The organism is Pseudomonas sp. Tri1 (assembly GCF_017968885.1).
Classification (GTDB): domain Bacteria; phylum Pseudomonadota; class Gammaproteobacteria; order Pseudomonadales; family Pseudomonadaceae; genus Aquipseudomonas.
The window spans coordinates 577,290-591,672 of sequence record NZ_CP072913.1; the positions used below are offsets into that span (position 1 = coordinate 577,290).

Annotated in this window: 13 protein-coding genes and 1 riboswitch; of the genes, 8 read left to right on the forward strand and 5 right to left on the reverse strand. The window is 61.9% G+C overall.

Annotated elements, in window-relative coordinates; all coding sequences use genetic code 11:
- Positions 1–25: 25 nt before the first annotated feature.
- From J9870_RS02500 to J9870_RS02510, 3 genes are all read right to left on the reverse strand, one after another.
- Entirely contained in the window at positions 26–838 is an 813-nt protein-coding gene (locus tag J9870_RS02500) for an aldo/keto reductase (RefSeq protein WP_210642560.1), read from the reverse strand.
- Positions 835–2,010 carry an FAD-dependent oxidoreductase gene (locus J9870_RS02505; protein ID WP_210642561.1) on the reverse strand — a complete coding sequence of 392 codons (1,176 nt, stop codon included), beginning with the start codon at positions 2,008–2,010 and terminating at the stop codon, positions 835–837. The genes J9870_RS02500 and J9870_RS02505 overlap by 4 nt, the downstream gene beginning before the upstream one ends.
- Positions 2,011–2,160: 150 nt before the next feature.
- Positions 2,161–2,493, reverse strand: coding sequence for a multidrug efflux SMR transporter (locus tag J9870_RS02510; RefSeq protein ID WP_072340081.1), 333 nt, complete (start codon positions 2,491–2,493; stop codon positions 2,161–2,163).
- Between the two features lie 103 nt (positions 2,494–2,596).
- Here J9870_RS02510 and J9870_RS02515 point away from each other — a divergent pair, with 103 nt between their 5' ends.
- Together J9870_RS02515 and waaA are read left to right on the forward strand one after the other, a co-directional pair.
- Positions 2,597–3,487 carry a LysR family transcriptional regulator gene (locus tag J9870_RS02515; RefSeq protein WP_210642562.1) on the forward strand — a complete coding sequence of 297 codons (891 nt, stop codon included), beginning with the start codon at positions 2,597–2,599 and terminating at the stop codon, positions 3,485–3,487.
- Between the two features lie 22 nt (positions 3,488–3,509).
- Entirely contained in the window at positions 3,510–4,790 is a 1,281-nt protein-coding gene (gene waaA / locus J9870_RS02520; RefSeq protein WP_210642563.1) for a lipid IV(A) 3-deoxy-D-manno-octulosonic acid transferase, read from the forward strand.
- A 50-nt stretch (positions 4,791–4,840) separates the two neighbouring features.
- Here waaA and J9870_RS02525 read toward each other — a convergent pair whose 3' ends face one another.
- Positions 4,841–6,280 (reverse strand): TolC family outer membrane protein, encoded by a 1,440-nt coding sequence (locus J9870_RS02525; protein ID WP_210642564.1) that lies wholly within the window; start codon positions 6,278–6,280, stop codon positions 4,841–4,843.
- Between the two features lie 154 nt (positions 6,281–6,434).
- Positions 6,435–6,540: riboswitch (TPP riboswitch) on the forward strand.
- 175 nt (positions 6,541–6,715) lie between these two features.
- Between J9870_RS02525 and thiC the strand changes: the two genes are divergently transcribed.
- Positions 6,716–8,605: a phosphomethylpyrimidine synthase ThiC gene (gene thiC, locus J9870_RS02530; RefSeq protein ID WP_210642565.1), complete on the forward strand. Its 1,890-nt coding sequence runs from the start codon at positions 6,716–6,718 to the stop codon at positions 8,603–8,605.
- 170 nt (positions 8,606–8,775) lie between these two features.
- On the forward strand, positions 8,776–10,068 hold the full coding sequence (gene cytX / locus J9870_RS02535) for a putative hydroxymethylpyrimidine transporter CytX (RefSeq protein ID WP_210642566.1): 1,293 nt from the start codon (positions 8,776–8,778) through the stop codon (positions 10,066–10,068).
- On the opposite strand, the gene J9870_RS02540 is transcribed toward cytX, so the two are convergent.
- Complete coding sequence (locus J9870_RS02540) at positions 10,037–10,783, reverse strand: DUF3298 domain-containing protein (protein WP_210642567.1); 747 nt, start codon at positions 10,781–10,783, stop codon at positions 10,037–10,039. The genes cytX and J9870_RS02540 overlap by 32 nt on opposite strands.
- 215 nt (positions 10,784–10,998) lie before the next feature.
- On the opposite strand from J9870_RS02540, the gene J9870_RS02545 reads away from it, so the two are divergent.
- The 4 genes from J9870_RS02545 to J9870_RS02560 all read left to right on the forward strand — a co-directional run bounded on the left by J9870_RS02545 (position 10,999) and on the right by J9870_RS02560 (position 14,372).
- On the forward strand, positions 10,999–11,616 hold the full coding sequence (locus J9870_RS02545) for an NUDIX domain-containing protein (protein WP_210642568.1): 618 nt from the start codon (positions 10,999–11,001) through the stop codon (positions 11,614–11,616).
- Complete coding sequence (locus tag J9870_RS02550; RefSeq protein WP_014336275.1) at positions 11,607–12,059, forward strand: DUF1249 domain-containing protein; 453 nt, start codon at positions 11,607–11,609, stop codon at positions 12,057–12,059. The genes J9870_RS02545 and J9870_RS02550 overlap by 10 nt, the downstream gene beginning before the upstream one ends.
- 123 nt (positions 12,060–12,182) lie before the next feature.
- A complete protein-coding gene (gene cpdA / locus J9870_RS02555) occupies positions 12,183–12,998 on the forward strand; it encodes a 3',5'-cyclic-AMP phosphodiesterase (RefSeq protein WP_210642569.1) in 816 nt (271 codons plus the stop codon).
- A gap of 1,014 nt (positions 12,999–14,012) precedes the next feature.
- Positions 14,013–14,372, forward strand: coding sequence for a DUF6124 family protein (locus J9870_RS02560; protein WP_092146647.1), 360 nt, complete (start codon positions 14,013–14,015; stop codon positions 14,370–14,372).
- Positions 14,373–14,383: the final 11 nt, after the last annotated feature.

Genomic DNA, 14,383 nt, shown 5'->3' on the forward strand with positions numbered 1-14,383 from the left:
TTCCTTAAGGCCGCGCGAGGCGGCGTCAGTTTTTACGTAGGACCTTGGCTACGGTCGCGACGTTATGGGCGAGGTGCAGCGGATTGATGGTGCCGACAATAGCACTGGCGACCCCGGGATGCTCAAACAACAGTTCGAAACTGGCACGGACCGGGTCCACGCCCGGGCTCAGGCAGACATGACCGCTGGCCAGGGCCTTCTTCACCAGGATCGCTTTGCCGTGCTCGGCCGCGTAGTCAATGACAACCTTCTCGTTTCGTTCGTTCAGATTGTAGGTGACCATGGCGCAATCGCCTTGCTCCAGGGCTTTCAAACCGCCGTCGACGGTTTTCCCGGAAAAGCCGAAGCCGCCGATCTTGCCCTCGCGCTTGAGCGCCGCCAGGGTCGGGTAGACCTCACTGTCGTTGAGGATCGCCAGGTCATTGCCGTCGGAGTGCACCAGCACCAGGTCGATATAGTCGGTTTCCAGGCGCTTGAGACTGCGTTCCACCGAGAAACGAGTATGGGTGGCGCTGAAGTCGTGGCGTGACTGGCCGTCGCTGAATTCTTCCCCGACCTTGCTGACAATCACCCAGTCCTGGCGCTGGCCACGCAACAGCGGGCCGAGGCGCTCTTCGCTGCGGCCATAGGCCGGCGCGGTGTCGATCAGGTTGATGCCTAGCTCGCGCGCCAGTTTGAGCAGCATGCGCGCTTCGTCGTCGTCGGGAATCCGGAAGCCGTTGGGGTACTTGACGCCCTGGTCGCGACCGAGCTTGACGGTACCCAGGCCCAGGGGGGAGACCCTGGGGCCGTTATGGCCCAGCGGGCGATAGAAGTCGTGCAGGGTCGGTTGGCTCATGGCAACAGTTGCTCCCAGGCCGGGACGCCCATGGGCGGTTTCGGCAGGTCCGGCAACGGGGCCGGGTGACTGGGCTGGACGCCATCGCGCTGCAGCGCACTGATCACCCTGTCTGCGAAGTCCGGGGCCAGGGCCAGTTTGGTCGGCCAGCCCACCAGCAAGCGATCCTGCTCGGCGAGGAAGGCATTGTCCGGGCGGGTCAGGCCCGATTGCAGGGGCTCGGCGCGGTCTACCCGCAGCGTGGCCCATTGTGCGGTACTGAGGTCGACCCATGGCAGCAATTGGCCGAGTTCCTTCTGGGCGGCGGCGATCTGCGCAGCGGGCTCGCGGGCCACGCCGTCACCTTCGGCGAGGTCGCCACCCAAGTACCAGACCCATTGGCCATCAGCGGCCGGATGGGTGGTCACGGTGACGCGCGGCTTCGGTCCGCCGCCCAGGCAATGGGCGTAGAGCGGCTTGAGGCTCGGGCCCTTGACCAGGACCATGTGCAGTGGCCGGCGCTGCATGGCCGGTTGGTCCAGGCCCAAGGCGGCGAGCAGGTCGGCGGTGCCACCTCCGGCGCTGAGGACAATGCGCTGGGCGCGGATCTGGCGACCATCCACCTTCAGTCCCACCAGTGCGTCGCCTTCGCGCAGCGGCTCGATGTGTTGCCCTGCCAGCAAGCCGTCGCCGGCCAGTTCGGCCAGCCGTGCGATCAGGCTGGGCACGTCCACCACCAGCTCGGCCAGGCGATAGACCTTGCCTTTGAAACGCTTGTCTTGCAGGGCCGGTGGCAGTTGCTCGCCCTTGACCTGGTCGACCCGTCCGCGCACGGCCTTGCTGGCGAAGAAACTGGTGAGGTTGCCGGCCAGGGTGCCGGGGGACCAGAGGTAATGGGCATCGGACAGCAGGCGCACGCCGGACAGGTCCAGTTCACCCTCGCCCTTCAGGGCTTCGCGCCAACGCCGCGGCATGTCGGCGATGGCTTCCGAGGCACCGGTCAAGGCGCCGTGCAAGGCGTACTTGGCGCCGCCATGGATGATGCCCTGGGATTTGACGCTTTGCCCGCCGCCGAGGCTGGCGCTTTCCACCAGCACGGTCGAAAAACCCTGGCGACGCAAGCGCGCGTTCAACCAGAGGCCGGCGACTCCGGCGCCGACAATCAGAACGTCGGTGGAAATAACGGATGGCATGCAGCGACCTCAGTGTTCAAGACGAGGGCGCAGTATACAGACTCGGTGCTGAGGGAATTTGTTGACGATCAATCGCGGCATGGATAAACCCGTGGCGAGGGAGCTTGCTCCCTCGCCACAGAGTATTCGAGTTCGAATGATCAGCGGGTTTCAGTGCCCGGCAGTCTTGGAAAAGAGTTGGATCACGACAACCCCAAGCACAATCAACGCCATCCCCAGCATTGCCGGCACGTCCAGCTTCTGCCCGTAGATGAACAGCGCTGCCACGCTGACCATGACGATCCCCAATCCAGCCCATACCGCATACGCCACGCCCACCGGGACGGTGCGCACCACCAGGGTGAGCATCCCGAATGCGGTGGCATAGCCGACGATGACCAGCAACAGGGGCAGCGGGGTGCTCAAGCCTTTGATCGCTTTCATCGAAACGGTGGCGATCACTTCGGCGCAGATGGCGATGGCCAGGTAGTAGTAGGCGTTCATGGGCGATTCCTCTGTGTATGTTGCGTCTTTCGATGTCGCCATTTTAGGGTTGCGTCAGATGGGGTAAAGTCATTACCTATCTGTATAAGAGATAGGTTGAGCCATGAACGTGCAATGGAATCTGGAACAATTGCGGCTGTTTGTCGGTGTTGCCGAAAAGCGCTCGTTTTCCGCCGTGGCCCGGGATCAACGCAAGGCTCAATCGGCCATCAGCAGTGCGATCGCTCTGTTGGAAACCGACCTGGGGGTGAGCCTGTTCGAACGCAGTAGCGGTCGTCAGCCAACGCTCACTGAGGCCGGCGAGGCGTTGCTGGAAGAGGCGCGGGAGGTGCTACGTCAGTGCGAGCGCCTCAATGGCCGGGCCCTGGCCCTGATGCGCGGCCAGGAGGCGCGACTCCGCCTGGCCCAGGATGAGGCCATGCCCTACCAACCGGTCATCGACAGCCTGGTCGCCCTGGCCGAGCAATTTCCTACTCTCGAAGTGCAACTGGCCAGTGCCGCCCAGGGCGATGTCGCGCGTAAGCTGGTGGAGCGTCACGCCGACCTGGGCTTGCTGTTCTACCACGACCGAATCCCCGAGGCGCTGGAGCGCCGGGTGTTGGGCAGCATCGAGATGGTGACAGTGTGTGGCCGGGACCATCCACTGGCCCATCACGAGTACGTGACCTATCTGGAAATGGCCCGGCATCGGCAGTTGTTGATGGCGACCCAGGCCAGCGTCTACCCCGGCAGCGAGCAAGCCAGCCCGCAAGTCTGGCGAGCCGACAGCTTCTATGTCTTGGCTGAATGGCTGAGGAGCGGGCTGGGTTGGGCATGGCTGCCACGGCATGTGGTGCAATACCCGGCTTACCTGGGGGATATGGTCGAACTCAACAGCGAGTGGATCCCGCCAGCCCTGGTGGTGGAGCTGGTTTGGCGCCGCGACGAACCCCTGGGCCCGGCCGCGCGCTGGCTGGCGGAACGTTTTGCTGTGCAGTTGCAGGCGATTGGCTGAAAAACCGATAAACTCCGCCGCCATGAACAGAACTCTCTATAGCGCGTTGTTTTATCTGGGGCTGCCACTGGTAGCGATTCGGCTGTGGCTGCGGGCGCGCAAGGCGCCGGCGTATGCCCGGCGCATCGGCGAGCGATTTTCCTGGGGGCTGCCGGTCATGGTGCCTGGAGGTATCTGGGTTCATGCGGTGTCGGTGGGCGAGAGCATTGCCGCCGCGCCGATGATTCGCGCCTTACTGCAACGTTATCCACAGTTGCCGATCACGGTCACCTGCATGACGCCCACCGGTTCGGAGCGGATCCAGGCCCTGTTCGCCAACGAGCCGCGCATTCAGCATTGCTACTTGCCCTACGACTTACCCTGCGCCGCCAAGCGTTTTCTCGATCGAGTTCGGCCGTCCCTGGCGGTCATCATGGAAACCGAGCTGTGGCCCAACCATATCCACCAGTGTGCCAAGCGCGGCATTCCCGTGGCCCTGGCCAACGCGCGGCTGTCGGAGCGCTCGGCGCGCGGTTACGCGCGGTTCCCCAAGTTGACCCGGCCGATGCTCGCCCAGATGAGTCTGTTCGCCGTACAGACTGAAGCCGAAGCCGAGCGTTTTCGCCAGCTGGGCGCCCGGGCGGAAACCGTCGAGGTCACCGGCTCGATCAAGTTTGACCTGACGATCGACCCGCAACTGCTGGAAAGCGCCAGTGCCTTGCGTCGCCAGTGGCAAGCGACGGAGCGCCCGGTGTGGATCGCCGCCAGCACCCATGAAGGCGAGGACGAAGTGGTGCTGGCCGCCCATCGTCAATTGCTCGACAGCTATCCCGACGCCTTGCTGATTCTGGTGCCGCGGCACCCCGAGCGTTTTGATGCGGTGCATCAGCTGTGTGAAAACCAAGGCTTCGCCACGGTCCGGCGCTCCAGCACACAACCGGTCACCGCCCAGACGTCAGTGTTGCTGGGCGACACCATGGGCGAACTGCTGTTTCTCTACGCTTTGGCTGACAGCGCTTTTGTCGGTGGCAGCCTGGTGCCCAACGGTGGACACAACCTGCTGGAACCAGCGGCTCTTGCGAAGCCGGTGCTCAGTGGGCCGCACCTGTTCAACTTTCTCGAAATCGCCGCGCAACTGCGCGCCGCTGGTGCTCTGGCGGAAGTGGACGATGCCCAAAGCCTGGCCCTGGCGGTACAGCGCTTGTTTGAACTGCCGCGCGATGCCCAGCGCATGGCCGAGGCGGGGTTGAAGGTGATGCACACCAATCAAGGCGCGTTGCAGCGATTGCTGGAGGGGTTGGGGCGGTTGCTCGCCAGACAGTGATCGTTCCCACGCAGAGCGTGGGAACGATGGGCACAAGGATTATTCGTTAATTACTGCGCCGGCCGCGAGCGCAACTGCTGTGCCGCCGCTTGGGCCAGGTCCGGCGGCAGGAAGTCTCTGTCCGGGTTGTAATCGGGCTTGAGGTAGCGCGACAGATCCTGCAAGTCCGCCGGGCTCAAGGTGCCGGCGGCCTGCTTCAGGCGCAGGTTGTCGAGGATGTAGTCGTAGCGGGCGTTGTTGTAGTTGCGCACCGAGGTGTACAGCTGGCGCTGGGCATCGAGCACATCGACGATGTTGCGGGTGCCGACCTGATAGCCGATCTCCGTGGCTTCCACCGCACTCTGGTTGGAGATGATCGACTGGCGCCGAGCCTGGACCTGTTCCACATCGGTATTCACCGCGCGGTGCAGGTTACGGGTGTTTTCCACCACCTGCCGGCGCAGGCCTTCGCGTTGTTGTTCGGTCTGGGTGAGCTGCGAGTAGGATTCGCGAACCTGGGAACTGGTCAGCCCGCCGCTGTAGAGCGGGATACTCAGTTGCAGGCCGATGGTGCGTTGCTCGGCATCACCGCCGTAGCGCTGGCCGGTCGGGTTCGGGTTGGTGAAGCCGAGGCCATCGTTGTCGCCTTTTTTGTACTGGGCTATCGCATCGAGGGTGGGTGCGTGGCCGGCCTTGCGCTGACGCAGCGTATCCTCGGCGGCGGTCACGGCATAGTTGCTGGCCAGTAAATTCAGGTTCTGCTTGGCCGCCGTATCCACCCAGGCCTTGGCGTCGTTCGGTGCCGGCGGCAGGATCGGCAAGGTATGGACGATGCCCTGCAGCGAGTTGTATTGACGGTTCGTCAGGGTGATCAAGGCTTCGAAGGCGTCGTCGACCTGGCGCTGGGCGAGGATCCGGTTGGCCCGGGCAGTGTCGTAGCTGGCCTGGGATTGCAGCACATCGGTCTTGTCCGACAGGCCCACGTCGAAGCGCTCGTTGGACTGGTCGAGCTGACGCTTGAACGCCGCTTCCTCAGCCTTGGTCGAGGCCAGGTTGTCCTGGCTGCGCAGCACGTTGAAATAGCTCTCGGCGCTTTGCAGGATCATGTTCTGTTCGGTGGCGGACAATTGCAGCGACGCTTGTTCGTCGACGGATTTTGCCGCCTGCAATTGAAACCAGCGATCGGCGCGGAAAATCGGTTGGGACAGCGTGGCCTGGTAAACCGTGGAACTGCGGGTGGCGGTCATCGCCGGCTGGTCGAGTTCGGTACGGGTGTTGTTCAAGTCTGCACCGGCCGAGAGGTTCGGCAGCAACCCGGCACGCGCCTGGGGCACCACTTCCTTCTGGGCGCCGTACTGGGCGCGGGCAGCGGCCAGGTCGGCGTTGTTGTCCACCGCTTCCTGATACACGCTCACCAGATCGGTTTTGGTGGTCAAGGGCGCTTCGGCAGCCCAGGCCATTCCATTGGACGCACAAGACACGGCAAGGGCCAGTGAGAGTTTGCGCAGCATGAGGCGTTCCCTACTTCTCAAATGATTGCGCACAAGAGGCGCGGCGTAGCGAGTGTAGTTGCGCGGGCGCACGGCAACAATCCTGTATTTGCGCCATTCATCACGCCTTTTGCCCTGGCGATGGCGTTCTCTGATAGTTGTGTCTAGACTGGCCGGGTTCTTGTCGGGGTGCCTTGCTATGAGGCTGAGATCGAATAATTTCGGATCCCGTTGAACCTGATCAGGTTAGCGCCTGCGTAGGGAACAAGATTTCTCGTCACCCGGCGAGTCCTCTTGTGCTTCGTCCGGGATGTTGTTCGACCATCGACTTTCGATTTTCGAGCATGCTCGAGCAGCAAGCACAGCGTCCGCACTGTCGTGCAGGGATGCGTCCATTCGTTACAGGTTCGCTCCGACAAAAATCCACTGCCTGGATGTGTGTCTGGAGAGCCCGTGATGACGACAAAAGCAAAAAACGCGACCAACCTCAGTGATTCGGCCAAGGTCGATGAGCAATCGGTCCAGCCCTTTACCCGCTCGCAAAAAATCTATGTCCAGGGCAGCCGCCCGGATATTCGCGTGCCCATGCGCGAAATCAGCCTCGACGTGACCCCCACCGACTTCGGCGGCGAAATCAACGCGCCGGTGGTGGTGTACGACACTTCGGGCCCCTACACCGACCCGAATGTGATCATTGACGTGCGCAAGGGGCTGGCCGACGTGCGCTCTTCGTGGATCGAAGCCCGTGGCGACACCGAGCGCCTGGCCGGCCTGAGCTCCAACTTCGGCCAGGAACGCCTGGCCGACCCCGAGCTGACCAAACTGCGTTTCGCCCACGTGAACAACCCGCGTCGTGCCAAACCGGGCGCCAACGTCAGCCAGATGCACTACGCGCGCAAAGGCATCATCACCGCCGAGATGGAATACGTCGCCATCCGCGAAAACATGAAGCTGGAAGTGGCCCGCGCCGCCGGCCTGCTGGAGCAGCAACACGCCGGCCACAGCTTCGGCGCCAGCGTGCCGAAAGTCATCACCCCGGAATTCGTGCGTGATGAAATCGCCCGTGGTCGTGCGATCATCCCGGCCAACATCAACCACACCGAACTGGAACCGATGATCATCGGCCGTAACTTCCTGGTGAAGATCAACGGCAACATCGGCAACAGTGCGCTGGGTTCGTCCATCGAAGAAGAAGTGGCGAAACTGACCTGGGGCATTCGCTGGGGTTCGGACACGGTCATGGACCTGTCCACCGGCAAGCACATCCATGAAACCCGCGAGTGGATCATCCGCAACTCGCCGGTACCGATCGGCACCGTGCCGATCTACCAGGCTTTGGAAAAAGTCGGCGGCGTGGCCGAAGACCTGACCTGGGAGCTGTTCCGCGACACATTGATCGAGCAGGCTGAACAGGGCGTGGACTACTTCACCATCCACGCTGGCGTGCTGCTGCGCTATGTGCCGATGACCGCCAAGCGCGTCACCGGTATCGTCAGCCGTGGTGGTTCGATCATGGCCAAGTGGTGCCTGGCGCACCATAAAGAGAACTTCCTCTACACCCACTTCGAAGACATCTGCGAAATCATGAAGGCCTACGACGTCAGCTTCTCGCTGGGCGATGGCCTGCGTCCAGGCTCGATTGCCGATGCCAACGACGAAGCGCAGTTCGGTGAGCTGGAAACTCTCGGCGAGCTGACCAAGATCGCCTGGAAGCACGATGTGCAGTGCATGATCGAAGGCCCGGGCCACGTGCCGATGCAACTGATCAAAGAGAACATGGACAAGCAGCTCGAGTGCTGCGACGAGGCGCCGTTCTACACCCTCGGCCCACTGACCACCGACATCGCCCCGGGCTACGACCACATCACCTCCGGTATCGGTGCGGCGATGATCGGCTGGTTCGGCTGCGCGATGCTCTGCTACGTCACGCCGAAGGAACACCTCGGCTTGCCGAACAAGGATGACGTCAAGACCGGGATCATCACCTACAAGATCGCCGCCCACGCGGCCGATCTGGCCAAAGGTCACCCGGGCGCGCAGATCCGCGACAACGCCTTGAGCAAGGCGCGCTTCGAGTTCCGTTGGGAAGACCAGTTCAACCTCGGCCTCGACCCGGACACCGCTCGCTCGTACCACGACGAAACCCTGCCGAAGGACTCGGCCAAGGTCGCGCATTTCTGCTCGATGTGCGGGCCGAAGTTCTGCTCGATGAAAATCACCCAGGAAGTGCGCGAGTACGCGGCCAATCAGCGCATCGAAGCGGTGGATGTCGATGTCGCCCAGGGCTTGGCGGAACAGGCTGAGCGGTTCAAGAAGGAAGGTAGTCAGCTTTACAAGAAAGTGTGATGTGAGCCGAAGGCGGCGGTGTTTTCACCGCCGTCATCGCGAGCAAGCTCGCTCCCACAGTGGATCTCGGTCGTTCACAAATCTTGTGCTCACCGCAAGTCCCCTGTGGGAGCGAGCTTGCTCGCGATAGCGGCCAAAAAAACAACAAATATTCCTCTGAGATAACACTCTTGAACATCCAACCCAGCACCTACTCCCCAGACACCGCCGTCCCCCTGGACAAACGCGTCTTCGGCGCCCGCGATCTGTTTTCCCTGTGGTTTTCCCTCGGCATCGGCCTGATGGTCTTGCAGGTCGGCGCCTTGTTGGCGCCGGGCCTGGGCCTGAGTGGTTCGCTGCTGGCGATTTTCCTCGGCACGCTGGTGGGCGTCCTACTGTTGGCGGCCGTCGGGGTGATCGGCAGCGATACTGGCCTGTCGGCCATGGCCGCCCTCAAGCTCAGCCTCGGCGGCAAGGGCGCGAGCGTGCCGGCGGTGTTGAACTTGCTGCAGTTGATCGGCTGGGGTTCATTCGAAATCATCGTCATGCGTGACGCCGCCAGCCTGCTCGGCGCCCGGGCTTTCAGTGAAGGCAGCCTGGGAGCGAGTCCGCTGTTGTGGACGCTGTTCTTCGGCGCCCTGGCGACCCTGCTTGCGGTGAGCGGGCCGCTGACGTTCGTGCGCAAGGTCCTGCGTAAGTGGGGTATCTGGTTGCTGCTGGCGGCGTGCATCTGGCTGACCTGGAACCTGTTCGCCAAGGCTGACCTGGCCACGTTGTGGGCCGAGGCGGGCGACGGCTCGATGCCACTGGCGGTGGGGTTCGATATCGCGATTGCCATGCCGTTGTCCTGGCTGCCGCTGATTGCCGACTATTCACGCTTCGGCAAGCGCGCCAAAAATGTATTTGGCGGCACCGCGCTGGGGTTCTTTATCGGTAACGTCTGGTTGATGAGCCTGGGCGTTGCCTACACCCTGGCGTTCGCGCCAAGCGGTGAGGTCAATGCGCTGCTGCTGGCCCTGGCTGGCGCCGGGTTGGGGATTCCGCTGCTGCTGATTCTGCTGGACGAGTCGGAAAATGCCTTCGCCGACATTCACTCGGCAGCGGTGTCCAGTGGCATGTTGTCGGGGCTGAAGGTCGAGCACCTGGCCTTGGCGATTGGCGTCATCTGCACGTTGATCGCCTGCTTCGCACCGTTGGCGCAGTACCAGAACTTCCTGTTGCTGATCGGTTCGGTGTTCGCGCCGCTGTTCGGCGTGGTGCTGGTGGACCACTTCATCCTGCGCAAACGCAGCAGCCAGGTGTTGTCAGCCGCGTTGCGCTGGCCGGCACTGTTGGCCTGGCTGGGTGGGGTGAGCACTTATCATCTACTGGCCAATTTTTACCCGGACATCGGCGCAACCCTGCCGTCGTTGATCCTGGCAGGGTTGCTGCAACTGTTGCTGGGCCGGGCCTTCAGCTACGGCCGGGAAACAGCTCGGGCCTGAGAATGCCATTGAGGCGCGGGTAAGCGATCTTCAGTTCGATATGGCCCAGGGCATACGGTGCAATGGTGCTCACTTCGTACTTGAGGATCACCCCGCCGTAGGTCAGCGCAACGTTCGGGGTTTTCTGGAACGCCCACTGCTTCATGAAGTCGGGTTCCTGATCCAGCTTGGTGCTGATCAGCCAGCTGTTGTGGGCGACCTGGGCGGCTTTCCAGAATGCCTCTTCCTGGCCCGGCAGCAGCATGTCCGACAAGCTCAGCACCTTGTGTTGCGGGCGCGAATAGTTGATGAAACCGCGCCCCGGCGTACCGTGGGCACCGCCGGTGTCCAGGTAGCTGGACAGCTCGATGATCACCAAGCCGTCATGCTGCTCACGTACCTTGGCTTGCAAATAGCTGCTGTTACGCGGGGCGGCGCTGCGCAAAAACTGCTCGCGATAGGCGGCCAGCGTCGGTGCCACGGGGGCGTCGGGGGTGGTGCGGGTCAGTTCCAGCAAGCGTTTTTCAATAATGCCGTCCAGGGCCGGTTCGGCGGGGAAGTGCAAGGTATCGATGTTCACCAATGGGCAATCGGCGCTGGCGCAACCGGGCTGCAGTTGTTCAGAGGCGTCGCGGGTGGTTTCCAGCGGGGCGCGGTAGTTGGGTTGGAACAGACTTTGGCAAGCGCCCAGGGTCAGGGCAATGGCGGCCACGGAGGCAGTTTTGAAAAGCGACATGGGCGTCCTTCATGGAACAGGGGAAAGGCGAAAAGTTACCCGCTTCGACTGTCAGCAGGACAATCAGTTCGCCACTAAGCTCATTAGAGTTCTTTCACCTTCTGCCGTCCATCTCGATGAATGGAAAGGGGCTGCATCAAAGGGTATGGGCGCGTTAGGATGGCGCGAAGCCGAGGTTGGAACCTCGTATTGATTCACTGCACACGAGGATTGTCATGACCGACTTCGCCAACGCCGCACCGAGCACCGTGGATATCGTCAAGCGCGAGAGCTGCTTCCAGGGCTTCTACAAACTCGACCGTGTGCACTTGCGTCACGAACTGTTTGCCGGCGGCATGAGCCGTGAAATCAGCCGCGAGCTGTTCGTGCGGCACGACGCGGTGTGCGTGCTGCCCTACGACCCGCAGCGCGATGAAGTTGTGTTGATCGAGCAGTTTCGCGTCGGCGCCATTGACAAGGCTGCCAACCCGTGGCTGGTGGAATTGGTGGCCGGCCTGATCGACAAGGACGAGCAACCGGAAGAAGTTGCTCATCGCGAAGCGCAGGAGGAAGCTGGGCTGGTCTTCGCTGCGCTCTGGCCGATGACCAAGTATTTTCCGTCGCCGGGCGGCAGTGATGAATTCGTCCATTTGTACTTGGGGCGTTGCGACAGCACGGGGGCGGGCGGACTGCATGGCCTGGAGGAAGAAGCCGAGGATATCCGCGTCAAGGTCTGGTCCTTCGAAGATGCCCTGCAAGCTGTGCGCGACGGAAAAATCTGCAATGCACCGAGCATCATCGCCCTGCAATGGCTGGCCTTGAACCGCGAGGAAGTGAGGGGGCTATGGTCCTGAACAAGCTGCGCGATCGCTATCGCGTCGATCTGGTGGGGTTGCAGGCGGCCTGTGAGGCCAACTACGCCCGCCTGATGCGGTTGTTGCCGGACATGCGCAACGATCCGGCGCCACGGCGCATCGCCGTGACCCACGGCGACCAGATGCTTGGCGTGCTGGCCCTCGAGGTGTTGCAAGCCTGCCCGTACACCACCACGTTGCAAGTTCGCCAGGAACACAGCCTGCCCTGGTTGCCGGTGCCGCAACTGGAGGTTCAGGTCTATCACGATGCGCGCATGGCCGAAGTCGTGAGCGCTGAACATGCACGACGCTTTCGCGGCATCTATCCTTACCCCAATGCGTCAATGCACCAGCCGGACGAGAAGGCCCAGTTGAATCTGTTTTTGGGTGAGTGGCTGAGTCATTGCCTGGCGCTGGGTCACGAGTTCGAAGTCGTTCGGTAGTTGTTTTTCAAATACTGGACACTGGTTGTGAACCGGTTCCGGTTCGCGGGTTTCCCCTTTCGATCTTCCCCAGCATAATTGCGGCTTCATCCAACGGCGTGAGTACGCCTGGGAGAGAGCGATTTGCCGAGCGTATCCACCTTGACCACTGCCCATACGGCGTTGCTGGTCCAACTGTCCGACAGTCATCTGTTCGCCGAGGCCGAGGGTTCGTTGCTGGGCATGAACACCCGTGACAGCCTGCGGGCGGTCATTGACCTGGTGCTCAAGCAGCAACCCAATATCGATCTGATGCTTGCCACGGGGGATCTGTCCCAGGACGGGACGCTGGAATCCTACGAGGCGTTTCGGCAACTGACGGCGTGTCTTGATGCGCCGGCGCGGTGGATTCCTGGTAACCATGATGAGCCGCAGGTGATGCTCAAGGCCGCGGTCAAGAGTGTGTTGCTCGATCCTGTGGTGGACATCGGCAATTGGCGCGTGACGATGCTGGACTCCGCCGTGCCGGGGTCGGTGCCGGGTTTTTTGGCCGAGGAGCAGTTGATTCTGTTGGCCAATGCCTTGAGCGAGGCGCCGGAGCGGCATCACCTTGTTTGTCTGCATCATCATCCTGTTTCGATTGGGTGTGCGTGGATGGAGCCGATTGGGTTGCGTAATCCTGAGGCGCTGTTTGCGGTGTTGGATCGGTTTCCTCAGGTGCGTGCTGTTCTGTGGGGGCATGTGCATCAGGAGGTTGATCGGGTGCGGGAGGGGGTTCGTTTGTTGGCTTCGCCTTCGACCTGTATTCAGTTTGAGCCGGGGAGTGAGGATTTTGCGGTGGGCTCGCAGGCGCCGGGGTATCGGTGGTTGCGGCTTTGGCCGGATGGGCGGTTGGAGACGGGGGTTGAGCGGGTGGTTGGTTTTGAGTTCACTCCGGATTACGAGTCCAATGGGTATTGAGGACGAGGCGGCCTTGCAGCCGGCCTGCTTCTCCCGGTTGTATTGCGATCAAACTGTGGGAGCGAGCTTGCTCCCGATGGCGGCTTGACTGAGTACATATCCATTTCTGCGGTAACGGCCGCTTATGGTTCCGCCCTTACGGCGGGTCACTTTCGAAAAGCGCGAAAGTAACCAAAGCGCTCCTGCCCCACCACTCGGCACCTCGCCTAGGCTCGGCATGCCCTCACTCCGGCATTGCTCCGTGGGCCCGCCGCGAAGGGCCATCCATGGCCCAGCGCGGCTATCCCGGCATCCATGCCGGGATGCCCACTCCACAATGCCTGCGTTCGGCCATCGTGGTTAACGGGGCGCTGAGATCAACGTCCACCCCACCATGAGGCGGCCTGAGAGCCGACCTGGTTCTTGATGGGGACCGCGTTTCTCCTGTGGGAGCGGGTTTGCTCGCGAAGGCGGCCTGACAGCCGGCCTGGTTCTCCCGGTCGTACTCCGATCCCATTGTGGGAGCGAGCCTGCTCGCGAAGACGGTGGCACATTCAGCATTGATGCAAGCAGACCCACCGCCATCGCGAGCAAGCTCGGCTCCCACAGGGATCGGCGGTGGACACTGATCTTATAAACGACCAAAAAACTGTGTGGGAGCGAGCTTGCTCGCGATGGCGGCCTGACAGCCGACCAAGCTTTGTGGGAATGGTCGGACACCCCTCCGGGCTGCATTAGATTTTTCCGACGAACTCTGGCGGTTGCCGGGTGGGAAGGGCTGTCGCTAGTCTTTTCCCGTCGCTGCAAATTCAGCGGTCGGGCTTGGAAATCCGATAAGTAGACGGCGCGAAAGCGCCCTTCATGACGTATGCTTGCGGTCGTTTTTTGACCATGCTTTCGTTATGGCGGCTGTGCGCGGGAGACCTTCGGGTCTGTCGGGCTCGTTTACCCCGGTTTTCCAACCTGCGTACGGCTGCCACCCCCTCGCTTGGAAACGAACGTGGCAGCTCCAACCAGTAGACGGAGTGTCACCCTATGTTCAAAGCCACACCCAATCCCCCCGAAACCGATCCCTCATCAGCCCACGCCGGTCTCGATCCCCAAAAACTCGATGAAGCCGCCAAGCGCGTCATCGACCATTATCTCGACCCCAAACCTCAAGCCAAAAAGAAAAAGCCCTCAGGTCAACTGTTCACCGTCGTGGATGGCGTCGACACCGAAAGCCTACTGGCCAACCTCAGCGAAACCCTGGCCTCAGCCGATGCCATGGTCAGCGACCTTGCCTTCGACCTGAAAGGCTCGCGACGCCATGTTGCCCTTGGCATTCAGCAATTGATTGAGCTGGGCGCTTTATTGGCAAATCGGGTGCTGGATAACGTCAATACACAACCCTGACCACACCGCGT

Bases quoted from the DNA above. Each gene is read 5' to 3' on its own strand.
- J9870_RS02550 (WP_014336275.1), top strand. From the start codon at position 11,607: ATGGTCCTGAACAAGCTGCGCGATCGCTATCGCGTCGATCTGGTGGGG.
- J9870_RS02500 (WP_210642560.1), bottom strand. From the start codon at position 838: ATGAGCCAACCGACCCTGCACGACTTCTATCGCCCGCTGGGCCATAAC.
- J9870_RS02510 (WP_072340081.1), bottom strand. From the start codon at position 2,493: ATGAACGCCTACTACTACCTGGCCATCGCCATCTGCGCCGAAGTGATC.
- J9870_RS02540 (WP_210642567.1), bottom strand. From the start codon at position 10,783: ATGTCGCTTTTCAAAACTGCCTCCGTGGCCGCCATTGCCCTGACCCTG.
- J9870_RS02560 (WP_092146647.1), top strand. From the start codon at position 14,013: ATGTTCAAAGCCACACCCAATCCCCCCGAAACCGATCCCTCATCAGCC.
- J9870_RS02525 (WP_210642564.1), bottom strand. From the start codon at position 6,280: ATGCTGCGCAAACTCTCACTGGCCCTTGCCGTGTCTTGTGCGTCCAAT.
- thiC (WP_210642565.1), top strand. From the start codon at position 6,716: ATGACGACAAAAGCAAAAAACGCGACCAACCTCAGTGATTCGGCCAAG.
- waaA (WP_210642563.1), top strand. From the start codon at position 3,510: ATGAACAGAACTCTCTATAGCGCGTTGTTTTATCTGGGGCTGCCACTG.
- J9870_RS02545 (WP_210642568.1), top strand. From the start codon at position 10,999: ATGACCGACTTCGCCAACGCCGCACCGAGCACCGTGGATATCGTCAAG.
- J9870_RS02515 (WP_210642562.1), top strand. From the start codon at position 2,597: ATGAACGTGCAATGGAATCTGGAACAATTGCGGCTGTTTGTCGGTGTT.
- J9870_RS02505 (WP_210642561.1), bottom strand. From the start codon at position 2,010: ATGCCATCCGTTATTTCCACCGACGTTCTGATTGTCGGCGCCGGAGTC.